General features: G+C 70.2%; 22 protein-coding genes and 1 pseudogene. 16 read left to right on the top strand and 7 right to left on the bottom strand.

Annotated elements, in window-relative coordinates:
- Positions 1-16 precede the first annotated feature (16 nt).
- The 5 genes from ACCP09_RS20515 to ACCP09_RS20495 are packed head-to-tail and all read left to right on the top strand — an operon-like array spanning position 17 to position 4,533.
- Positions 17-427 carry a RidA family protein gene (locus ACCP09_RS20515; protein ID WP_027929397.1) on the top strand — a complete coding sequence of 137 codons (411 nt, stop codon included), beginning with the start codon at positions 17-19 and terminating at the stop codon, positions 425-427.
- 4 nt (positions 428-431) lie between these two features.
- Entirely contained in the window at positions 432-1,766 is a 1,335-nt protein-coding gene (locus ACCP09_RS20510) for an MFS transporter (RefSeq protein WP_433748983.1), read from the top strand.
- 28 nt (positions 1,767-1,794) lie between these two features.
- Positions 1,795-2,829 (top strand): NAD(P)-dependent alcohol dehydrogenase, encoded by a 1,035-nt coding sequence (locus tag ACCP09_RS20505; RefSeq protein WP_237338494.1) that lies wholly within the window; start codon positions 1,795-1,797, stop codon positions 2,827-2,829.
- Positions 2,826-3,683 (top strand): alpha/beta hydrolase, encoded by an 858-nt coding sequence (locus ACCP09_RS20500; protein WP_433748980.1) that lies wholly within the window; start codon positions 2,826-2,828, stop codon positions 3,681-3,683. The genes ACCP09_RS20505 and ACCP09_RS20500 overlap by 4 nt, the downstream gene beginning before the upstream one ends.
- A gap of 13 nt (positions 3,684-3,696) precedes the next feature.
- On the top strand, positions 3,697-4,533 hold the full coding sequence (locus tag ACCP09_RS20495; protein ID WP_433748977.1) for a fumarylacetoacetate hydrolase family protein: 837 nt from the start codon (positions 3,697-3,699) through the stop codon (positions 4,531-4,533).
- Positions 4,534-4,538: 5 nt separating this feature from the next.
- On the opposite strand, the gene ACCP09_RS20490 is transcribed toward ACCP09_RS20495, so the two are convergent.
- Entirely contained in the window at positions 4,539-5,099 is a 561-nt protein-coding gene (locus ACCP09_RS20490; RefSeq protein ID WP_433748974.1) for a TetR/AcrR family transcriptional regulator, read from the bottom strand.
- Between the two features lie 54 nt (positions 5,100-5,153).
- Between ACCP09_RS20490 and ACCP09_RS20485 the strand changes: the two are divergent.
- Together ACCP09_RS20485 and ACCP09_RS20480 are read left to right on the top strand one after the other, a co-directional pair.
- Positions 5,154-6,137: pseudogene (locus tag ACCP09_RS20485) on the top strand (FAD-dependent monooxygenase); the annotation flags it as partial.
- An 88-nt stretch (positions 6,138-6,225) separates the two neighbouring features.
- Entirely contained in the window at positions 6,226-6,663 is a 438-nt protein-coding gene (locus ACCP09_RS20480; protein ID WP_433749029.1) for a hypothetical protein, read from the top strand.
- Between the two features lie 5 nt (positions 6,664-6,668).
- On the opposite strand, the gene ACCP09_RS20475 is transcribed toward ACCP09_RS20480, so the two are convergent.
- The 3 genes from ACCP09_RS20475 to ACCP09_RS20465 form a co-directional block, all read right to left on the bottom strand.
- On the bottom strand, positions 6,669-7,430 hold the full coding sequence (locus tag ACCP09_RS20475; protein ID WP_237338489.1) for an alpha/beta fold hydrolase: 762 nt from the start codon (positions 7,428-7,430) through the stop codon (positions 6,669-6,671).
- Positions 7,431-7,503: 73 nt separating this feature from the next.
- Positions 7,504-8,112, bottom strand: a complete 609-nt coding sequence (locus ACCP09_RS20470; RefSeq protein ID WP_123686517.1) for a TetR/AcrR family transcriptional regulator — start codon at positions 8,110-8,112, stop codon at positions 7,504-7,506.
- 58 nt (positions 8,113-8,170) lie between these two features.
- A complete protein-coding gene (locus ACCP09_RS20465; RefSeq protein WP_433748970.1) occupies positions 8,171-8,743 on the bottom strand; it encodes a TetR/AcrR family transcriptional regulator in 573 nt (190 codons plus the stop codon).
- A 79-nt stretch (positions 8,744-8,822) separates the two neighbouring features.
- Here ACCP09_RS20465 and ACCP09_RS20460 point away from each other — a divergent pair, with 79 nt between their 5' ends.
- On the top strand, positions 8,823-9,548 hold the full coding sequence (locus tag ACCP09_RS20460; RefSeq protein ID WP_027929407.1) for an SDR family oxidoreductase: 726 nt from the start codon (positions 8,823-8,825) through the stop codon (positions 9,546-9,548).
- Between the two features lie 179 nt (positions 9,549-9,727).
- Here ACCP09_RS20460 and ACCP09_RS20455 read toward each other — a convergent pair whose 3' ends face one another.
- Positions 9,728-10,480, bottom strand: coding sequence for an SDR family NAD(P)-dependent oxidoreductase (locus ACCP09_RS20455; RefSeq protein ID WP_433748966.1), 753 nt, complete (start codon positions 10,478-10,480; stop codon positions 9,728-9,730).
- Positions 10,477-10,794 carry a hypothetical protein gene (locus ACCP09_RS20450; protein WP_433748963.1) on the bottom strand — a complete coding sequence of 106 codons (318 nt, stop codon included), beginning with the start codon at positions 10,792-10,794 and terminating at the stop codon, positions 10,477-10,479. The genes ACCP09_RS20455 and ACCP09_RS20450 overlap by 4 nt, the downstream gene beginning before the upstream one ends.
- A gap of 70 nt (positions 10,795-10,864) precedes the next feature.
- Here ACCP09_RS20450 and ACCP09_RS20445 point away from each other — a divergent pair, with 70 nt between their 5' ends.
- Positions 10,865-11,719, top strand: a complete 855-nt coding sequence (locus tag ACCP09_RS20445) for a LysR family transcriptional regulator (RefSeq protein WP_433748960.1) — start codon at positions 10,865-10,867, stop codon at positions 11,717-11,719.
- On the opposite strand, the gene ACCP09_RS20440 is transcribed toward ACCP09_RS20445, so the two are convergent.
- A complete protein-coding gene (locus ACCP09_RS20440; RefSeq protein ID WP_433748957.1) occupies positions 11,716-12,411 on the bottom strand; it encodes a GntR family transcriptional regulator in 696 nt (231 codons plus the stop codon). The two genes, ACCP09_RS20445 and ACCP09_RS20440, sit on opposite strands and share 4 nt — an antisense overlap.
- A gap of 155 nt (positions 12,412-12,566) precedes the next feature.
- Here ACCP09_RS20440 and ACCP09_RS20435 point away from each other — a divergent pair, with 155 nt between their 5' ends.
- From ACCP09_RS20435 to ACCP09_RS20405, 7 genes are read left to right on the top strand one after another with little or no spacing between them, the layout of a single operon-like run.
- On the top strand, positions 12,567-13,391 hold the full coding sequence (locus tag ACCP09_RS20435) for a fumarylacetoacetate hydrolase family protein (RefSeq protein ID WP_433748954.1): 825 nt from the start codon (positions 12,567-12,569) through the stop codon (positions 13,389-13,391).
- Entirely contained in the window at positions 13,388-14,317 is a 930-nt protein-coding gene (locus tag ACCP09_RS20430; protein WP_433748951.1) for a VOC family protein, read from the top strand. Before ACCP09_RS20435 ends, ACCP09_RS20430 begins: the two co-directional genes overlap by 4 nt.
- A 2-nt stretch (positions 14,318-14,319) precedes the next feature.
- Positions 14,320-15,153, top strand: coding sequence for an SMP-30/gluconolactonase/LRE family protein (locus ACCP09_RS20425; RefSeq protein WP_433748949.1), 834 nt, complete (start codon positions 14,320-14,322; stop codon positions 15,151-15,153).
- A gap of 9 nt (positions 15,154-15,162) precedes the next feature.
- On the top strand, positions 15,163-16,665 hold the full coding sequence (locus ACCP09_RS20420; RefSeq protein ID WP_433748946.1) for a bifunctional 3-(3-hydroxy-phenyl)propionate/3-hydroxycinnamic acid hydroxylase: 1,503 nt from the start codon (positions 15,163-15,165) through the stop codon (positions 16,663-16,665).
- Positions 16,662-18,236 (top strand): AMP-binding protein, encoded by a 1,575-nt coding sequence (locus ACCP09_RS20415; RefSeq protein ID WP_433748943.1) that lies wholly within the window; start codon positions 16,662-16,664, stop codon positions 18,234-18,236. The genes ACCP09_RS20420 and ACCP09_RS20415 overlap by 4 nt, the downstream gene beginning before the upstream one ends.
- Positions 18,233-19,447, top strand: coding sequence for a lipid-transfer protein (locus ACCP09_RS20410; RefSeq protein WP_433748940.1), 1,215 nt, complete (start codon positions 18,233-18,235; stop codon positions 19,445-19,447). Before ACCP09_RS20415 ends, ACCP09_RS20410 begins: the two co-directional genes overlap by 4 nt.
- Positions 19,444-20,451 (top strand): amidohydrolase family protein, encoded by a 1,008-nt coding sequence (locus tag ACCP09_RS20405; RefSeq protein ID WP_433748937.1) that lies wholly within the window; start codon positions 19,444-19,446, stop codon positions 20,449-20,451. The genes ACCP09_RS20410 and ACCP09_RS20405 overlap by 4 nt, the downstream gene beginning before the upstream one ends.
- Positions 20,452-20,472 lie beyond the last annotated feature (21 nt).

The following is a 20,472-nucleotide window of genomic DNA, read 5'->3' as shown; positions in this document are numbered from 1 at the left end:
AGGAGACGAGACCACTATGACCATCGCACCGAGTTATGCGAACCCGCCGGGAGTCGGGGCGCCGTTCAGCGCGTACTCGCACGTGGCGCGCGCGGGCGAGCTGCTGTTCGTCGCCGGCCAGTGCGGAATCGCCGAGGACAATTCCGTGACCGGCCCCGACGTGCGGACCCAGACGATCCGCGCCTACGCCAACGTGCGCACCATCCTCGAATCGCAGGGCGCCACCCTCCGGGACGTCGTACGGTTCGTCAGCTACCTCACGTCACGGGATCACGTCGCCGACTTCTACGCGGCGCGCGAAGAGTACTTCGCCGAGCACTACCCGCGGGGGCAGTTTCCGCCGAACACCCTGTTGATCGTCGGTGGACTGGTGCGGGCGGACCTGCTGGTCGAGATCGACGCGACCGCGTACCGGCAGGAGGGGTGAGCGCATGTCCGTGCGGGATTCCATCGACCGGTCGGGGATGAGCCGGTTCCAGATCAGGGTCATCGCGATCTGTCTGGTGATCAACCTCGTCGACGGGTTCGACGTCCTCGTGATGTCCTTCGCGGCTCCCGGCGTGGCAGGCGAGTGGGGGCTCACCGATTCCCGGGTGGGAGTGCTGCTCAGCAGCGGACTGGTGGGGATGGCGCTCGGCTCGGCCGTGCTCGCGCCGCTGGCCGACCGCATCGGGAGGCGACCACTCACGCTGATCTGCCTGACCGTGTGCACCGCCGGGATGGCACTGGCCGCGCTCAGCACCGGGTTCGAGATGCTCGCGGGCTGCCGTCTGCTGACGGGTCTCGGCATCGGCGGCATGGTGGCGAGCCTGCCCGTGGTCATCACGGAATACGCGCCGCAGCGGCTGCGCGGCACGATGATCGCCCTGTACGGGATGGGACTGCCGCTCGGCGGTGTGCTCGGTGGTGCGGTCGCGAAGCTCGTGGTCGCCGAGTACGGCTGGCGCGCCACCTTCGTCGTGGGTGCTGTGCTGACCCTGGTCATGGTGGCCGGGGTGGCCGCGGCTATGCCGGAATCACTGGACTACCTGATCAGCCGCCGTCCCCGTGGGGCGCTGGAGAAGGTCAACCGGCTCCTGGAGCGGATGCGGTTGCCCGCCGTGGACACCCTGCCCGACCCGGAGCCCGGCGAACGCCGGGTGCGGGTGACGACGTTGCTGACCCGGGACGCGGCGCGGACGGTCCTGTTGTGGATCGCCTACTTCGTGATGATGGCGGGCTTCTACTTCGCCGCGAGCTGGACGCCGCTGCTGCTGCAGCACAGTGGTTCCTCGGCCCAGCAGGGCATGAACGCCGGGCTCCTGCTCAACCTCGGCGGGATCGCGGGCACCCTGCTGTTCGGCTTGATCGCCCTCAAGGTGCGGCTGCGCGGTCTGACGATCGCCTGCTTCCTCGCGGCGGGACTGTCGTACCTGGCGATGAGCGTGTTCCTCGATTCCGCCGTCGCCGCGTTGATCGCCGCGGTCGCGGTCGGCATGTTCATCAACGCCAGCGGCAACGGGCTCAACGCCATCGCTCCCGGTCTCTACGCCCCGGCGGTGCGCGCGACCGGGGTCGGCTGGGCCATGGCGTTCGGCCGCATCGGCGCCCTGACCGCACCGGTGCTGGCCGGGCTGCTTCTGGACAACTCCTGGTCGCCCCGCTCGCTGTTCGGGCTTCTCGTGGTGCCCCTGGTGGCGGCCGCCGTCGCGGTCTTCGTGATCACCGTGCCCCGGCGGACGGCGCGGACGACCACAGCCGCCGAAACACCCGCTCCGCTCGCCTGAGTCAGGCGTTCGTTCAAGGAGGAACAGCATGAAAGCCGTGCGCCTGCACGACTACCACAAGCAGCCGATCGTCGAGGAGGTGCCGGAACCGGTCCTGTCCGGACCGCTGGACGTGATCGTGCGGATCGGGGGCGCCGGCGTGTGCCGGACCGACCTGCACATCATCGAGGGGCAGTGGGCCGACGCGATGGCGCCGCGGCTGCCCTACACCCTGGGGCACGAGAACGCGGGCTGGGTGCAGGCTGTCGGCGCCGGGGTCAGCAACGTCGAGGTCGGGGACGCGGTGATCCTGCATCCGCAGCCCTCGTGCGGGCTGTGCCTGGCCTGCCGGGAGGGCCGGGACATGGCCTGCGCCGCGGCCGCCTTCCCCGGGGTGTCCGACCACGACGGCGGCATGGCCGAGTACCTGCGCACGACCGCGCGGGCGTGCGTCAAGCTCGACCCCGCCACCGACCCGGCCGACGTCGCCGCGCTGGCCGACGCCGGGCTCACCGCCTACCACGCGGTGCGCAAGGCGGTTCCGCTGCTGCCACCCGGCAGTACGGCCGTCGTCCAAGGGGCCGGGGGACTGGGCCACATCGGCATCCAGGTCCTCGCCGCCCTGACGGCGACGAAGATCGTCGTGGTCGACCGGGACCCGGCCGCGCTCGCGCTCGCCGCCCGCCTCGGCGCGGACACGACGGTGCGGGCCGACGGCAACCAGGTGAGCGCGGTCCTGGACGTGACGAGCGGGCGCGGCGCCGAGGTCGTGTTCGACTTCGTCGCCGAGCAGGGCGCGGAGAACGACGCCTGGGACATGACCGCGGCAGGCGGTTCCCTGTTCGTCGTCGGGTACGGCGGGGAACTGCGGATCCCGACGGTGGCGGCCGTGGCGGCCGAGAAGAACGTCGTCGGCAACATGGTCGGCACCTACCGCGACCTTGTCGAGCTGATGGTGCTCGCGGAAAGCGGGAAGGTGAACCTGCACACCCGCCGTTACCCGCTCGACGCGGCCGCCGAGGCGTTCGACGATCTCGCGCTGAACCGGATCCGGGGCCGGGCGATCCTGGTGCCGCAGGCATGACGGAGCCCGGTGGCGAGCCGGCCGATCCCCGGTTGGCGCGGCCACATCCGGTGCGGGTGCTCGACGGAGCGGTGTCCTACCTCGACATCCGGTATGCCACGGTGACCGGCTGGCGTCCGCTGACCCTGGACCTGCACCTGCCCCTGGACGCCGGCGGTCCGCTGCCCGTCGTGGTCTACGCGCACGGTGGCGGTTTCGTCGGCGGGAGCAAGGAAATGGGGCCGTGGGCGACGCTGCCCGCATGCGGGATCGCGGTCGCGTCGGTCGGTTACCGGCTGGCCGGCGAGGCCGCCCACCCCGGCCCGGTCGAGGATGTGCTGGCGGCGATCCGCTGGGTGCGGGCGCGCGGTGGCGAGTACGGGCTGGACTCCGGCCGCGTCGCCGGGTGGGGGAGTTCGGCGGGGGCGTACCTGATGGCCCGCGCCGCGTTCTCCGACGACGTGCCGCTGTCCGCGCTGGTATTGCACTATCCGGTCACGGATTTCGGGCTGTTGCTGTCGGATGCGTCCACAGTGGAGGAGCGGGAGGCCCTGGCGAAGATCGTTCGCACGTTCCTCGACGTTCCGGCATGGTCGGGCGAGGACCAGCTCGCCGCGGTTTCGGTGGTGACCGCCGCACGCCGGGCCCGCTACCGGCCGCCCGTCCACCTCAGCCACGGCTCCGGCGACCGGCGGTGCGGCCTCGCCCAGAGCCGCCGGTTGCACGAGGCCGTCCTGGCGGCGGGCGGCCGGTCCGAGCTGCTCGTCGTGCCCGGGGCCGACCACGCCGACCCGGTGTTCGCGACGCCGGCCGTCGTCGATCCCGCCGTCGAGTTCCTGCGCACGGCGTGGGCGCGACACGATCCGTTGGAGTGAGGGGAAAAACCACATGCGCATCGGAAATCTGCGCGGCCGTGCCCACCTGTTGCGCGACCGCGCGGCGATCGACATCGCCAAAGCCAGCGGCGGCCGGTTCGGGCCCGAGCCCGCGGACCTGTTCGCCCGCTGGCCGGAGTTCGCGGCGTGGGCCGCCACCGCCCGCACCGACGTCGCCGAGCCGTACCGGCCCGAGGACCTGGGCGCGCCGGTGCCGCGGCCGCGTCAGGTCTTCGCCGTCGGCCTGAACTACGCCGAGCACGCGGCGGAGACGGGTCTGCGCGCCGGTGGCGTGCCGTCGGTGTTCACGAAGTACGCCGACTCGCTGACCGGCCCGCACGGCCGCATCGTGCTCAGCGGGCCCTCCGTGGACTGGGAGGTGGAACTCGTCGTCGTCATGGCGCGGGAAGCGCGGAACGTCACGGAGGCGGACGCCTGGAACTACGTCGCCGGGCTCACCGTGGGACAGGATTTCAGCGATCGGGACGTGCAGATGAGCGGGGCGCCACCGCAGTTCTCGCTCGGCAAGAGCTTCCCCGGCTTCGGCCCGCTCGGGCCCGCGGTGGTGACCCTCGACGAGTTCACGACGCCGTTGCGGCTGCGGTGCTGGGTCAACGACGAACTCGTCCAAGATGGTCACACCGGGCAGATGATCCTCCCGGTGGGCGCGTTGATCGAGCGGATCTCGGCGGTGTGCACGCTGCACCCAGGGGACCTCATCTTCACCGGCACACCGGCCGGGGTGGGGATGGGACGGACCCCGCCGAGGTACCTCACCCCCGGCGACGTCGTCCGCACCCGCATCGACGGCATCGGGGAGATGAGGCACGTCTTCGTCGAGGAGGCGTGAAGCCGTCACAGGCCGATGAGGGGGAGGAAGATCGTGTCGACGATCTCCTCCAGGACGTGGTCGGGCACCGGGGCGAAGGTCACCAGGATTTCGTGGCGCAGCAGATCGAAGGGGAGCGACTTGATGCGCCCGCTCAACCGGTCCGCGGTGATCTCCCCGCGGCTGACCGCGCGGTCGAACAGGACGTCCGTGGCCTTCTCGTGCCGTGCGGTGAGCAGGTCGGGGCTGGTGCCGGTCTCCTGGTAGTAGGAGGACAGCTGCGCGTTCATCATGGTGATGAGCCGGGCGCGCGTGGTGTTGATCTCGCGCATCAGGGTCAGGACGTCCTCCCGCAGGCTTCCGGTGTCGGGGACGTCCACCCGGGCCCGCTCCAGGGCGTGCGCGATCGCCGCCCGGACGAGCGTGTCGCGGTCGGGCCAGCGGCGGTAGAGCACGGGCGGGCTGGTGCCGGCGCGCCGGACCACGGCGTCCATGGTGAACCCGGCGTAGCCGCCGGCCATGAGTTCTTCCCACGCCGCATCGAGGAGCGCCTTCTCCAGTTCCGCTCCACGCCGTCGTCCGGCCATCTCCACACCTCCCTAAGATAGACTCGTCTATCTTAGCGGAACGGGAGGTCGAACATGGACTACGACGTGCTCGTGGTGGGCGCCGGGCCGGTCGGCCTGATGCTGGCCACGGAACTGGGACTGGCGGGGATCCGGGTCGTGGTGGTCGAACGGCGTTCCGAGCCGGACACCGCGCCCAAGGCCGCGGGGATCAACACGGCCTCCGCGGAGATCTTCGAGCGCCGCGGGCTGCTCCCGGCGATCGAAACGGCACGCGGGCCGCTGCCGTTCCAGGGGGAGCGGAACCGGGCGCCCTTCGCCGGGCACTTCGGCGGGATCCAGGTCCCGGCGGCCGCGGTCGACGAGCAGGACCCGCTGCTGCGCGGGCGCGGCCCCGGCTGGTACCTCCCGGTCGAGCAGGTCGAGGTGGAACGGGTCCTTGGCCGGCGCGCGGCGGAGCTGGGCGTCGAGATCCGGCGTGGCGCCGACGTGACCGGATTCGACGCGGACGACGACGGTGTCACCGTTCACCTGCGCGGTGGCGGCGACCTGCGTGCGGCGTGGCTCGTCGGCTGCGACGGCGGTCGAAGCCTGGTTCGGCGCCAGGCTGGCTTCGACTTCCCCGGCACGGACCCGACGATCCCGGTCCGCCAGGCGACCGGCACCGTGCACGGGGCCGAGCTGCTGGGGCAGGGGTGGCAGCACACGACCACCGGGCTCTACGTCTACGGGCCGAGGCCGGGCTGGATTCGCACCGTCGAGCTGGACGGACCACCGGTGGACCGGGAAGCCCCGGTCACCGCGTCCGAAATGGACGCGAGCCTGCGGCGGGTCAGCGGCCTGGACGTGCACGTGACCGACGTCGCCGACGGCGGCACCCGCTTCACCGACCACGCGCGGCAGGCGAGCACCTACCGGCGTGGCCGCGTCCTGCTGTGCGGGGACGCCGCCCACGTGCATTCGCCCTTCAGCGGCCAGGGCCTGAACCTGGGGCTCGGCGACGCGGTCAACCTGGGGTGGAAGCTCGCCGCCACCGTGCGGGGCTGGGCGCCGGAGCGTCTGCTCGACACCTACGTCAGCGAACGGCACCCGATCGGTGCCGACGTGCTCGACTGGACGCGCGCGCAGGTCGCCGCGATGCGCGGTGATGCCTACAGCAGCGCGCTCCGGGCCGTGGTCACCGATTTCCTCGGCACCTGGGATGGCGCGACGCTCTACGCGAAGCGGATCTCCGGTCTGGGGCAGCGCTACGACCTGGGGGGGGGGCGGCCACCCGCTGGTCGGCGCGCTGATGCCGAAGCTCCAGCTGGACGACGGCAGCCTGCTGGCCGACCACGCCCGCGGGGGACAGGCACTGCTGGCCGACTTCGCCGGGAACGACGAGCTCGCCGTCCTGGCGAAGGCGTATGGAACGCGTCTGAAGTTGGTGCGGGGCAGCGCGGAGGGCAGCGGCCTGAGCGGTTTGCTGGTACGTCCGGACGGTTTCGTGGCGTGGGCGTCGGATGCGGGTGACACCGACGGCCTGGAAACCACGCTGACCCGTTGGCTGGGTGCTCCGGCTGGTACTGCAACGACGCGGCGATAGCCGCCCTAACCGTCCAAACGGGACCAGAAATCCGTCAGGGCACGTGCGACCGGCTGCGGGTGCGTCACCGGCCACCAGTGCCCGACATCGGCGAGTTCGGCGATCTCCGCGCCGGCGGCTTCGGCCGCGAACCGGTGCTGTGCGGGCGTTCCACTGGCCTGGTCGACGTCCGCGAGGGCGATCAGGGCCAGGCCGGGGCGCTGCCGGGCGTTCGCGAGGCCGCGGCCCGCTTCGGCCATCACCGGCTGGGCGGCCGATCGCAGGAGCGACAGCACCGCCCGCCCCATGTCGTCGTCCATCCCGGCGGCCACGCGTTCCGCGACCGGACCGGTCATCCCGAGCGCGTTGACCACCTCCAGACGCTGCGCCAGCGTGCCGCCGAAGATTTCCTTCACCGAGGCTTCGCCCGCCCCTTCCTGTTGCCACACCTGGGCCCGCGCGTGCCAGACGTAGTCCGGGGCGAACAGGCCGAGCGCGTCCGACGCCCAACTGCGGATCAGCTCCGGGCGGGTCATCGCGATCTGGGCGACATGCGCGCCGCCCCAGTCGTGGCCGACGAGATCGACGGGTTCCCGGAACTGCTCCAGCCGCGCGGCGAGCCACTCGCGATAGCCCTCGACGGTGGCGGAGAAGCCGTTCGAGGCAGGCATCCCGAAGCCGGGTGGGGACAGCGTCACCGCGTCGTCCCGGCCGAGCGCGGCGATCAGCGGTCCCCACACGCCGGGGCTCTCCGGATTGCCGTGCACGAGCACCAGGGGAGCAGGCATGGTCACTCCTAACTTGCGTGTACGTATGCAAGTAACTGTAGCAGCGGCCGGTGCCGGAGACCACTGCCGGAAGTTAGGACGTGACAGCGAAGGCCGCGCGTACCGAGCGCGTCGCTTCGCGGATGATGGCCGTGACGTTGCGAACCGGAGGCTGGGCGATGAGTTGCAGCCCTGTCCCGCGGACCAGTGCGACGATCAGCACGGCGGCCGCGGCCGGGTCCGCGTCGGACCGGATGGACCCATCGGCGACGCCCTGGCGGACCACGTTCGCCAGTAGCTGCCGGAAGTCGGCGTCCCGGCGGGCGAACAGCGGAGCCAGCACGGGGTCGGCCGCGATCGCCTCACCCCACAGTTGCAGGAACGCGCGCGCCGACGGTGTCCGCCGCACGACGTTGCGCAGGTATGCCTCGATGATCAGCACCAGGTGGTCCAGGCCGTCGCCCTGGTATTCGGGGACGTCGAACCGCTGCGCCTCGTCGACCACGGACTCCAGCAGCCGTTCCCTGCTGCCGAAGTGGTGGTAGACGATGCCGCGGCTGTACCCGGCGGCTTCCCCGACCTCGGCGAGCGTGACGGCCCGGGACCCGCTGCGCGCGATGAGCTCCGTCGCCGCGTCCAGCACGCGACGGATGGTCTCCGCGCGTCGTTGCTCCTGCGTGCGCCGGGCCGGCCGATCGGTCATGCGTCATCCCCTTGACAAACCTCGTGGTCGACGAAGTGTGTCACGGTCGCCTCGTCCACTAGGTGAAGACGCCCGCGGTGGCGACCCGGACTCGCTTGCGTGCGGTCTGCTCGTCGTCCCCGAAGCGGTCGACACCCCAGGACAGCGTCACGACCAGCTCGTAGAGCTCCTCCGCGGTGACGCCCTCGACGGCGTCGCCGGCGGACTTCGCCGCGTCGAGGAGTTCGCGGGTCCGGTCGAGCAGGGGGTTGCACGCGTGGGTCATCGGTGAGGCCGGATCGCTGTGCGCGGTGGCGACGCAGGAGGGCAGGTCGTGCCAGATGCGCAGCTGCCAGGTCAGCCGCGCCAGCCATTCGGCGAGCGCTTCGCGTGGGGAGGCGGTGCGGGCCAGTTCACCGGATTCGGCCAGGGCGTCCTCGATGCTGGTCTGCATGACGGCGGCGAGCAGGTCGTCCCGCGTCGGGAAGTTCCGGTAGAGCGTGGCGTTGCCCACTCCCGCTTTCACCGCGATGCCGTCGAGCGAGGCGAGGACGCCCTCGGTCTCGAACGTCTCGCGTGCCGCGAGCAGGATCGCGTCGCGGTTTCGCCGGGCGTCGGCCCGCAGTGGCCGCGCCTTCGCGCCGTCAGCCATGACATCCCTCCTTGCGGAAGTGGGGAGTGTCCCCGCATACTGAATTCGGGGACACTCCCCACTTGATGAAGGAGTATAGGTGAACCAGTCACTCCAGGGCCGGACGGTGCTCGTGACGGGCGCGAACGGCGGGCTCGGCGAACAGTTCGTGGCCCAGGCGCTCGAACGCGGCGCGAGCAAGGTCTACGCCGCGGCGCGCAAGCCGAAGAACTGGGACGATTCCCGCGTCCAACCGCTGGCCCTCGACATCACCGACGCCGCCGCCGTGGCCCGCGCCGTCGCGTCCGCCCCCGACGTCGACCTGGTGATCAACAACGCCGGAATCGCGCCGGACGGCGACTCCATCTCCGGGCCGGAGGACGAGCTGCGCCGGATCTTCGAAACGAACTTCTTCGGCACGCTCCGCGTCGCGAACGCCTTCGCGCCGGTGCTCGGCGCCAACGGCGGCGGAACCCTGCTGAACATCCTGTCCGCGGCGTCCTGGTTCAGCATCCCGACCGGATACGCGGCCTCGAAGGCGGCGATGTGGTCGGCGACCAACGCGCTGCGGGTGCAGTTGCGCGGGCAGGGCACCCAGGTGATCGGCCTGCTCGTCGGCATGATCGACACCCCGATGACGGCCGGGTGGGACGTCCCGAAGGTCACCGCCGCGAGCGTCGTCGCCCAGGCCTACGACGGAGTCGCCAACGGCGCGCTCGAGGTACTGGCCGACGAGCCGACGCGCGAGCTGAAGTCCCGGCTGAGCACGAAGGCCGAGGAGCTCTATCCCTGGCTGGATGAGCAGCTGGCAGCGCTGGTGTCCTGACCCGGGGTCCAGAGTGGACGACCGCCGGACTGGTGCCGGCACCAGCCCGGCGGCCACGGTTCCCGGCTCGACGCCGAGGTCGCGCAGTGGCATGTTGATCCCGAGCGGGCCGGCCAGGTCCCGCACCGTGGCGATGATCGCCACACCGGGTAGTGCCGGCTGCGTACCTTGCCGCCGCTTTATGCCCGTCGGCCGCCGTCGACCGACAGGGCGATGCCGGTGACGTAGGAAGCCTCTGTGGAGCAGAGCCAGACCGCGGCGGCGGCGACTTCGTCCGGGGTGGCGAGGCGTCCGAGTGGGGTGAGTGCTTCCTGCCGTGCGGTCATTTCGGTGCCTGCGGAGACACTCTCGTACATCTCCGTACGGGTCAGGGCGGGGCAGAGGGCGTTGACGCGGATGTTGTCTGACGCGTAGTCGACCGCGGCGGCCTTGGAGAGTCCGACGACGCCGTGCTTGCTGGCGACGTAGGCCGGGGCGCGCGGGATCGCGTACAACCCGCCGTTGGAGGCGGTGTTGACGATCGCGCCACCGCCACGGCGCCGGAGGGCAGGGAGCTCGCACTTCATGCACAGGAACGTGCCGGTGAGGTTGACGCGGACGACGTGCTCCCACTCCTCGGTTGTCATGGCGGTGAGCTCGCGGTCGGTGGACGGAACGCCTGCGTTGTTGAGGGCGAAGTCCAGTCCGCCGTAGGTCGCCTCGACCCGGTCGACCGCCGCCCGCACCGAGGGTTCGTCGCTGATGTCTGCGGTGATCGCCTGGGCGGTGCCGCCGGCTTCGGTGATCAGTCTCGCCGTCTCGGTGGCGGCGTGCTCGTTCAGGTCGAGCACGCCGACCGCGGCCCCGCGCCGGGCGAACTCGAGCGCGCTCGCGCGGCCGATTCCGCTGCCGGCGCCGGTGACCAGTCCGGCCTTCCCCGCGAAGTCGGTCACGACAGGGCCTCGTGGTTGATCCAGACCACCTGGTAGGGATGCCGCGACTGCCAGTGCTGGATTAGCTCCTCGGTGCCGGGCACCGTGAAGACCGCGTTGAGCGCGTCGAGGTCGGCGACTCCGAGCTGGATGATCGCGCTGGCGACGAAGACGGGACTGTGGTCGTCGGCGGGCACGCGGATGTGGCGCCGGGCCGCGAAGGTCTGGACGCGTCCGGAGCCCAGCATCAGGTTTTCGATGTCTTTCAGGTATTGATCCAGCTCGGCGTCGGGGATGGGCTGGTCGAAGGAGACAATCATGGTGTGGTTGAGCACGAACCGATTCAAGCAGCGGCGGCCGTGCGGAGTCCAAGACCGGTTCGCCATCCAGCGATAACCTGGAGGCATGATCGAGGTCGAAGCGCGCGAGCTGGCCTACTTCGTCGCGGTCGCGGAGGAGCTGCATTTCGGCCGTGCGGCGGTGCGCCTGTCGATCGCCCAGCCGGCGCTGTCGAAAGCGATCCGACGCGTCGAGGAGCGGCTCGGGGTGCAGCTGTTCGTGCGTTCGAGCAGGCGCGTCTCGCTCACGGCGGCGGGGGAGGCCTTGCTGTACCACGGCCGCCATGCGCTGAACGCGATGAGCGTCGCGGTGCAGCAGGCGCGACAGGCTGGTGACGCGGACGCGCATCTGCGGCTCGTGATCAAACCGGGCGGCGACGCGAACCTGCTGTCGGGCATTCTCACCGCATACGCCCAGCTGCCCGACGCACGCCGGGTCGACATCCTGTTCGGTGGTGCCACCGACCGTGCGGACTACGTGCGCGACGGCCGGGCCGACCTGGCACTGCTGTACGCGCCGTTCGACGATCTCGCGGGGCTGGCGTACGAGGCGCTCCACGTCGAGGACCGGGTTGCGATCCTCCCCGCCGATCACCGGCTGGCCGCGCGCGAGGAGGTGCGGCTGGCCGACCTCGAGCACGAAACGATGCCGCGGTGGAAAGGCGTGCCCGGCGGCGGGACGGGGCCGGAGCTGGTGGACGTGCCGCAGATGATCCAGATGATCGTGCTCGGCCGCACGATCGCGATGCTTCCGCGCTCGCTGGTGGAACCCGTGCCGCCGGGAATCGTGTGCGTCCCGGTCGTCGACGCCCCCGCCAGCGAGATCGTCCTCGCCTGGGCAGAGCTGGACCGCCGCCCACTCGTCGCCTCGTTCGTGGCGGCGGCGCTCGCCGCCACCGGCGAGCGCCGCCAGGCGCTCTAGCTTGCGGAGAGCTCCGCCTCGTCGCCGGCGCCCAGCCGGCTCAGGAGCATCTGCGTGGTGAACGCGATGTGGTCGCGCAGCAATGCCACGCCGCGCTCGACGTCGCGGGCGAGGGCGGCATCGGCGAGAGCCTGATGTTCGGCGGCCGGGTCACGATCGTGCTCGGCGTTCAACGGAGCCGCCCAGCGCCGGTAGAGCTCCGTCTCGGCGCGCAAGCCCTGGGTGATCGCGATGAGGCGCCTGTTGCCGCACCCCGCGACGAGCGCGGCGTGGAACGCCTCGTGCGCGAGGTACCACGCGTCACCGCGTTCGCCGCCCCCGGCTTCGCGCTCGCGGAGGCACAGCAGGTGGTGGGCGGCCACCACGTCGGCCTCCCACCGGTCGTCGCCGGAGATCATCGACTGCCGGAACGTGAGCGCCTCGAGCTCCACGCGTGCCGCGGTGAGATCGGTCAGCTCGCCCACGGACAACGACGCGACCGCGTATCCCTGGTGTGGTTGCGGCGTTACCAGCCGTTCGGCCGCGAGCCGGGTGAGTGCCTCGCGGAGGACCCCCGCGCTCGTTCCGTATTCGGCGCACAACGCGGGGAACTTGAGCCGCTGTCCCGGCTCCAGCCGCCCCGTGAAGATGTCCTGCCGCAGCCGCTCGTACGCCTCGGTCGCCCGGGTGCCGGACTCGCCCCGCTTCACCATGCGTGAAACCTTACCCGGTCTCCGAGGATCAGCGAAACTTTTGAAACTTTGCTTGACATGAGAATCTTCGTCGGCGCAGAGTGGCTGTCACCCAACGAAGCAGCGACAGCAAAGGAGCGACGTTGCGCATCGGAAACATTCGGGGACGGCCTTGGTTGATCACGGGCGAGGCTGACGGAATCGACATCCACGAGGCGAGCGGGCGCCGCATCGGGTGCGACTTCCCCGGGTTGTACGAGCAGTGGGACGACCTCGTGGACTGGGCTGCTTCCGCGGCCGGGAACCCGGCGAGTTTCGCGCCTGAGGAGCTGGGGGCACCCTCGCCGCATCCGCGGCAGGTCTTCGCGGTCGGGCTTAACTATCTCGATCACATCGCCGAAGCCGGGCTGGCGGTGCCCGAGGAGCCGGCGGTGTTCACGAAGTACGTGTCCTCGTTCGCGGGCGCCGACTCGGCGGTCGAGTTACCGCCCGGCACGGTGGACTGGGAGGTCGAGGTCGTCGTCGTGATCGGACGGACGGCCCGGCACGTCGCGGCCCGGGACGCCTGGCGGCATGTGGCCGGCTTGACTGTCGGACAGGACCTGTCCGAACGCGGCCTGCAGCTGGTGGGATCACCGGCGCAGTACAGCCTCGGCAAATCGTTCCCCGGGTTCAGCCCGACCGGGCCGTACCTGGTCACTCCGGACGAGCTCACCGATCCGGCCGACCTGGAGATGGGTTGCCTGCTCAACGGCGAACCGGTCCAGAAGGCGCGGTCGTCCGGCATGGTCTTTCCCATCGACGTCCTGATCGAGAAACTCTCCCGGGTCACCACGCTGTTCCCCGGGGACGTGATCTTCACCGGCACGCCCGCGGGGGTGGGCGCCGTCCGCACACCACCACGGTTCCTGGCCCCCGGCGACGAGCTCGTCTCCTACATCGAAGGAATCGGAAGCATCCGGCAGATCTTCGTCACTGCTGCGGAAAGGAGCGCGTCATGAGCTTGCATCGGCTTAACTCGGTCACGATCGGGGTACCGGCGCTCGAGCAGACCGGCGCCTACTACGAGGAATTCGGACTGGCCAGGGAAGGCGGCGGCTGGTTCGCGACGAGCGACGGCGGCCGCCAGCTGCGGCTCGTGCACGCGCCCACGCGGCGGCTGCTCGAACTGTCGATCGGCGCCGACACCCCCGACGATCTGCGCGCGATCGCGTCCCGGCTGGCGCGCCTGGGCATCGAGGCGATCGTCGACGATCACCGGCTGGTGGCGGCCGAGCCGACAACCGGTGTCCGGGTCGAGGTCGCGGTGACGGCTCGGGTGATACAGCCGGCAACGCCCGCGACTCCCTACAACGGACCCGGCAGGGACGACCGCGGCGCGACCCGGGCCCCGAGCGTGCTCCGCGACGGCCGCGTCCGGCCTCGCAAGCTCGGCCACGTCGTGATCGGCTCCACCGACCAGGAAGCCAGCCAGCGGTTCTTCACCGACGGCATCGGGCTCAAGGTCAGCGACGAGATCACCGGTGTCGCCACCTTCATGCGGTGTTCCACTGATCACCACAACATCCTCATCCAGAGCGCGCCGGTGAACTTCGTCCACCACACCTCGTGGGAGGTCGACGACGTGGACGAGGTCGGGCGGGGCGCGATGCAGATGCTGGAAGAGCATCCCGAACGGCACGTGTGGGGCCTGGGCAGGCACACCGTCGGATCCAACTTCTTCTGGTACCTCCGGGATCCTTCAGGCAACTTCTGCGAGTACTACTCGGACCTCGACTGCGTCGTCGACGACGCACTGTGGAAGCCCAACGTGTGGGACGGTACCCGCGCGCACAGCTTCCTGAGCTGGGGTCCGCCGCTCCCACCGTCGTTCATCGAACCGGAAGACCTCGCGGCGCTGATGATCGGCGCACACGACGCACCATGACGATGCGGCAGTACGCGACGGGCATGGTCTGGGGCGAAGGCCCCCGCTGGCATGACGGAGCGTTGTGGCTGTCGGACACGCAGGGCACGCGGCTGTGGACGGACGCCTCCGGCGAATGGTGTTCAATCGGTCTCGATTCGCCGTCCAACGGGTTGTGGTTTCTGCCCGACGGCCGGCTCGTCGGTGCGATGACGCACGAACGCAGGGTCGGGCAGTGGGAGAACGGTCAGTGGCGGTCCTATGTGGACCTCGACGGAATCGCGGCCGGCCCGCTGGGCGACATGATCGGTGACGCCCACGGCAATCTCTACGTCGACGACGTCGCCTTCAACGCCGCCGCGGGTGAGGCTCCGGTACCGGGTCGCATCATCCTGGTCCGGTCCGGTCGCAGCGCCGTGGTCGCGGCCGGGGACGTCGAGTTCCCGAACGGGCTCGCGCTGATCGACGGCGGCCTGACCCTGGTCGTGGCCCAGACGGCGGCCCGGTGTCTGACCGCGTTCGACGTGCTCGCCGACGGCACACTCGGCGGCCGGCGGACCTATGCCGACCTGGCCGCGCTGGTCGGACCCGCAGCTCGCCCGGACGGGCTCTGGCCCGCCGAGCACGGCGTGTGGGTGGCGACGACCAGCGCACAGGCGATCGTGCGAGTCGGTGAAGGCCGGATCCACGAGACGGTGTCGACGGCGCCACTGCTGCCCATCGCGTGCTGCCTGCGCGACGACGGCGCACTGATTGCCACGGTGGCCGACACCCGCGGAGCACCGCTCATCGACGCCGTGAAATCCAGGACGGTGACGACCTCGGTCGTCGTCATCACCACGAACGAGCAACCCTGAGGTGAGGAAATGACCAGACACACCACCGACGTTGATGTAGTGGTCATCGGGTGCGGAACCACCGGCCTGGCGCTGACCCGGCTGCTGGCCATGGAGGGGCTGCGGATCGCCGCGATCGACCCTGCCCGGGTTCCGAGGACGTTTCCCCGTGCGACACACCTTGACGACGAGACGATGCGTGCCTTTCAGACGCTCGGTCTCGGGCACCTCGAAGAGCGGTTCTCACTCTCTGGCGTGTACCGGTTCTACGACCCACAGTGGCGGCCGGTGATGGAATTCCCCTTCAACAAGGGGACAACCGACCAGGGCTGGCACTCGGACTACATGTTCCACCAGCCCGATTTCGAGGCGGTGCTGCGCGGGCACGCGCACAACCATCCGGAAACCACTCCCTTCTTCGGCTGGGACGCGCTCGAACTCACCGACTCCGCCGACGGCGTGCGGGTTCGGCTGCGCGAGAGGGCGACCGGCGAGGAACATGAGCTCACGGCGTCTTTCCTCGTCGGCTGCGACGGCGCGAATTCGTTCGTGCGCGAGCAGATGGGCTGCACCCAGACCGACTACGGGGCGACGCACCGCTCGCTGATCGTGGACATCCTGCCCTTTGTGCGGAAGGACAGCCTCGCCGGGCGCGACGCGTTCATCCAGGGCGGCATCCGCAATCCGTTGACCTTCCTCGCCACCGCCGAACCGTTGCTGCGTTTCGAGCAGCTGCTCCGCCACGACGACGACACCGCGGCGTTCGAGCGGGCCGATCACGTGTACGAGCTGTTGTCGCCGTGGCTGAGCGCGGACGAGTACCGGGTTCTCCGCGCGGACGTCTACGAGTGGGACGCCGTCGTCGCCGAGCCGTGGCGGTCCGGCGCCGTCTTCCTGGCAGGAGACGCCGCCCACGAGATGCCGCCGCACCTCGGCCAGGGCATGGCCTCCGGCATCCGGGACGCCATGAACATCGCGTGGAAGCTTGGGCGCGTCGTCCGAGGTGAGTCGCCGCGCGAAATCCTGGACACCTACGAGACGGAACGCAAGCCGCACATGACCGAGTTCGTCAAGCTCGCGGCGCAGATGGCGAACGAGATCGAGGCGATGCAACCACAGGCCCCGGAGGAGGGCGCCGACGTGCCGGTCACGGAGCGCGAGACGCTGCGGCCGCGGCTCGGGGCCGGCATCTGGGCCGGCGACGACGAGTTCGCCGGGCGGCTGAGCGCGCAACCGAAACTGGCGAGCGGTCAGCGCATCGACGATGTGGCAGGCTACCGGCTCGCGGTGGTGGCCGCCGAGGACTGCGCCGCTGGGCTGGGCGAGGCGACGCAGGCGATGTTGCGGTCGCTGAAGGCCGAAGTCATCGTGGCGGACTCCGACGAGTCGAAGAGCTGGTTGAAGAGCCTCGAGACGGTCGCGGTCGTCATCCGGCCCGACCGCTACCTCTTCGGCACCGCGGCGACCGCGGCGCAGCTCGACGCGCTCGTCGCCCGCCTCGGCACCGAGCTGACGGCGCGGGCGCAGCCGTGAGGTACGTGGGTGACCCGGACGAGGCGACAACCCTGCCGGACATCCTGCGCGCGCGGGCGGAGCTGAGCCCCGGCTCCCGGTGCTTGACGTTCGGCCGGGAGACGCGGAGCTTCGCGGCGATGCTCGCCGCCGCCGAACAAGCGGCGGCCGCGCTGGCGTCCCTCGGGATCGGACGGGGAGCCAAGGTCGCCACGCTGCTTCCCAACTCCACCGAGCTCCTCGACATCTGGTTCGGGGCGTCCCTCCTCGGTGCCGTGTTCGTGCCGATCAACACCGGGCTGCGGGGCGACGGTTTGCGCTACATCGTGGAGCACAGCGAGGCCGAGTTCATCGCGGTGGACGAACCGCTGGTGGAGACGCTGGACGCCGTGGTCCCCGCCGGTAGCGGGCCCCGGCACCGGTACGTCCGTGGTGAGGACGATCCGCGGTCCGGGTACGGGTCGCTGACCGCACTCCTGGACGGCGCCCATCCTGATGCCAAGCCCGGCGCGGTGAAACCGGCCGACCTCGCGTCCATTCTGTACACCTCGGGCACCACCGGCCTGCCCAAGGGCGTGATGAACTGTCACAACTCCTTCGCCGTCGCGGCCAACGAGTTCACCCGGCGGTACGTGCGGATCCGGCAGGACGACGTCCTGTACACGAGTCTCCCGCTCTTCCACGCGAACGCGCAGTCGCTGACCGTCGTCGGCTCGCTGGTCTCGGGACAGCCCATGGTGGTGGCTCCGCGCTTCTCGGTGTCGGGGTTCTTCGACGACATCCGAGCGCACAACGCGACGGTGATCAACTACATCGGCGCCATGCTGACCATGCTCTACAAACAGCCCGAGCGCCCGGGCGACGCCCGGAACCCGCTCCGGCTCGCGATCGGCGGGGCCGCACCCGCCGAGCTGTGGCGCCGCTTCGAGAAGCGGTTCGACCTCACGATCCTCGAGATCTACGGCCTCACCGAGAGCGCGACATTCTGCCTGGCCAACCCGCCCAAGGACATCAGAGTCGGCACGCTCGGGAAGGAGACGAGCTGGTCGGAGGTCGAGATCGTCGGACCGGACGGGACGCCACAGCCGGACGGCGAACCAGGGGAGATCGTGATCCGCAGCAAACGACCGGACACGATCTTCCTCGGCTACTACAAGAACGAGGAGGCGACGCGCACGGCGATGAGCGGTGGCTGGTTCCACACCGGCGACCGCGGCCGCCGCGACGCGGACGGGTACTTCGTCTTCCTCGACCGGCTCAAGGACTCCATCCGCCGGCGCGGCGAGAACATCTCTTCCTTCGAGATCGAGCGGATCGTCAACGCACACCCCTCGGTGCGGGAGAGCGCGGTCATCGGAGTCCCCTCCGAACTGGGGGAGGAGGACGTCATGGTGGTCGTCGTCCCGGAGGGAGACGACCTCGACTGCGCAGAGCTCATCGAGTTCTGCGCGGAACGGATGGCGGCCTTCATGGTTCCCCGTTACGTCCGGCTCGTCGATCGGCTGCCGAAGACCGCGACACAACGACTCCAGAAGTACTCCCTCCGAGAAATCGGCATCCACGACGCATGGGACCGGCAGGAGATGGCATGATGCGCACTTTCGTGATCGGGGTCGGCCTTACGAAGTTCGACAAGCCCGGGACCAAGCCGGGCGACTACCCGGACTGGGTCCGTGAGGTGGGGACGGTCGCGCTCCGGGACGCCGGGGTGAGCTACGAACAGGTCGAGCAGGCTTACGCCGGCTACGTCTACGGTGACTCCACAGCCGGCCAGCGAGCGGTCTACGAACTCGGCGTGTCGGGTATCCCGGTCGTCAACGTCAACAACAACTGCGCGACCGGGTCCACGGCGCTCTTCCTGGCTCGCCAGGCCGTCGCGCACGGGGCCGTGGACTGCGCCCTGGCGGTCGGGTTCGAAAAGATGAAGCCCGGCTCGCTCGCCGCCATGTACACGGACCGGACGAACCCGCTCGGGCGCCATCTCGACCGGATGGCGGAGATCCACCCTCGCGAGGCCGTGCCGTTCGGCCCTGAGATGTTCGGCAACGCCGGACGCGACCACATGGCCCGGTACGGCTCGGCACCCGAGCACTTCCTGTGGGTGGCGTGGAAGAACCACAAACACTCGGTCGACAACCCCTACGCTCAATTCCAGACCGAGTACACGATGGACGAGATCGCCGGCTCGCGGATGATCCACGATCCGCTGACCAAGCTCCAGTGCTCGCCCACCTCCGATGGCGCGGCCGCCGCGGTGATCGTCTCCGAACGCTTCGTCGAACGCGCGCGCTGCTGGGACCGGGCGGTCGAGATCACCGGCCAGTCCATGGTCACCGACCTCGAGTCGAGCTTCAGCAACGACACCGACTGCATGCGCATCGTGGGCTCCGACATGTCGCGGGAGGCGGCGAATCGGGCCTACCGCGAGGCCGGGATCGGGCCCGAGGACGTCGATGTGTGCGAGTTGCACGACTGCTTCAGCACGAACGAAGTGATCACCTACGAGGCGCTGGGGTTCGCGGAGGAGGGCAAAGGGCATCTGCTCGTCGAGCGTGCGGCCACCACGTACGGCGGCGACGGGCCGGTCGTCAACCCGTCGGGCGGCCTGATCGCGAAAGGGCATCCCCTGGGCGCCACCGGTCTCGCCCAGTGCGCCGAGCTGACCTGGCAGCTGCGCGGAGATGCCGGCAGGCGGCAGGTCGAGGGCGCCGACGTGGCTCTCCAGCACAACCTCGGGCTCGGCGGAGCTGCCGTCGTGACGGTGTTCCGCCGCGCGTTCCGATCCGGAGGAATGGGACTGTGATCGCCGGAAACCGTGTCATCGCCGTCGAGGAGCACTTCACCACCGAGACCTTCCTGCAGGCCGCGCATGAAAGCGAGGTCGTGTCGGGCGATCGCGCTGAAATGGAGCTCATGCGTCGCGTCGAGCGGGCGGAGCCCATGCGGTCCCGGCTTGTCGACCTCGACGCGCGCGTGGCGGAGATGGACGCTCTCGGCCAGGACATGGCCGTGCTCAGCCTCAATCCGCCCGGGGTCCAGCCGTACCCGGCCGCGATCGCCGCGGAGCTCGCCCGTGAGTTCAACGACTCCCTCGCGACCATCGTGCGGCAGCGGCCGGCGCGATTCGCCGGTCTCGGCACGGTCGCCCCGCAGGATCCGAAGGCCGCCGCGGAGGAGATCGAGCGGATCACGGGACCGCTCGGCCTGAGCGGCATCATGATCAACTCGCACACCGAGGGGCGGTACCTCGACGAACCGTTCTTCGCCCCGTTGCTCGACGCCGCCGAAGCCAACCGGGCGCCCATCTACCTTCACCCGCGGATCCCCAGTGTGGGCGGTCCATACCTGGACTACGGCTTGTCTGGAGCGATCTGGGGCTACCAGGCCGAAGCCGGCCTGCACGCCATGCGGCTCATCCTCAGCGGTGCCCTGGACCGCAACCCCGATCTGACCATCGTGCTCGGGCACCTCGGCGAAGGCATCCCGTTCTGGCTCCGGCGCATCGACAACCGGCACGCGTTCGCGCGACAGGTCTCGGGCGCCGCCACTCCCATGCCGAAACTGGACCTCACGCCCAGTGAGTACTTCCGGCGCAATTTCGTCCTCACCACGAGCGGGATCGACGACGCGGACGTCCTCGGCCTCGGACTTCGCGCGGTCGGCGACGACAACGTCATGTTCGCCATCGACACCCCGTACGAGGACCCAGGGCAGGGGATCGCCTTCCTCCGGGACGCCCCGCTCACCGCGACCCAGCGCGCGAACATCAGTCATCGCACCGCGCAGCGGGTGTTCGCACTCTCCTGACGACAGGTAGTCCGGGCCCAA

It is taken from the genome of Amycolatopsis sp. 3B14 (assembly GCF_050958625.1).
Taxonomy (GTDB): Bacteria; Actinomycetota; Actinomycetes; order Mycobacteriales; family Pseudonocardiaceae; genus Amycolatopsis_E; species Amycolatopsis_E thermoflava.
Note: the sequence above shows the minus strand (reverse complement) of the source record. Positions and strands in the feature narration are given on the sequence as shown.

Bases quoted from the DNA above. Each gene is read 5' to 3' on its own strand.
- ACCP09_RS20515 (WP_027929397.1), top strand. From the start codon at position 17: ATGACCATCGCACCGAGTTATGCGAACCCGCCGGGAGTCGGGGCGCCG.
- ACCP09_RS20510 (WP_433748983.1), top strand. From the start codon at position 432: ATGTCCGTGCGGGATTCCATCGACCGGTCGGGGATGAGCCGGTTCCAG.
- ACCP09_RS20505 (WP_237338494.1), top strand. From the start codon at position 1,795: ATGAAAGCCGTGCGCCTGCACGACTACCACAAGCAGCCGATCGTCGAG.
- ACCP09_RS20500 (WP_433748980.1), top strand. From the start codon at position 2,826: ATGACGGAGCCCGGTGGCGAGCCGGCCGATCCCCGGTTGGCGCGGCCA.
- ACCP09_RS20495 (WP_433748977.1), top strand. From the start codon at position 3,697: ATGCGCATCGGAAATCTGCGCGGCCGTGCCCACCTGTTGCGCGACCGC.
- ACCP09_RS20490 (WP_433748974.1), bottom strand. From the start codon at position 5,099: ATGGCCGGACGACGGCGTGGAGCGGAACTGGAGAAGGCGCTCCTCGAT.
- ACCP09_RS20480 (WP_433749029.1), top strand. From the start codon at position 6,226: ATGCCTACAGCAGCGCGCTCCGGGCCGTGGTCACCGATTTCCTCGGCA.
- ACCP09_RS20475 (WP_237338489.1), bottom strand. From the start codon at position 7,430: ATGCCTGCTCCCCTGGTGCTCGTGCACGGCAATCCGGAGAGCCCCGGC.
- ACCP09_RS20470 (WP_123686517.1), bottom strand. From the start codon at position 8,112: ATGACCGATCGGCCGGCCCGGCGCACGCAGGAGCAACGACGCGCGGAG.
- ACCP09_RS20465 (WP_433748970.1), bottom strand. From the start codon at position 8,743: ATGGCTGACGGCGCGAAGGCGCGGCCACTGCGGGCCGACGCCCGGCGA.
- ACCP09_RS20445 (WP_433748960.1), top strand. From the start codon at position 10,865: ATGATCGAGGTCGAAGCGCGCGAGCTGGCCTACTTCGTCGCGGTCGCG.
- ACCP09_RS20440 (WP_433748957.1), bottom strand. From the start codon at position 12,411: ATGGTGAAGCGGGGCGAGTCCGGCACCCGGGCGACCGAGGCGTACGAG.
- ACCP09_RS20430 (WP_433748951.1), top strand. From the start codon at position 13,388: ATGAGCTTGCATCGGCTTAACTCGGTCACGATCGGGGTACCGGCGCTC.
- ACCP09_RS20425 (WP_433748949.1), top strand. From the start codon at position 14,320: ATGCGGCAGTACGCGACGGGCATGGTCTGGGGCGAAGGCCCCCGCTGG.
- ACCP09_RS20420 (WP_433748946.1), top strand. From the start codon at position 15,163: ATGACCAGACACACCACCGACGTTGATGTAGTGGTCATCGGGTGCGGA.
- ACCP09_RS20410 (WP_433748940.1), top strand. From the start codon at position 18,233: ATGATGCGCACTTTCGTGATCGGGGTCGGCCTTACGAAGTTCGACAAG.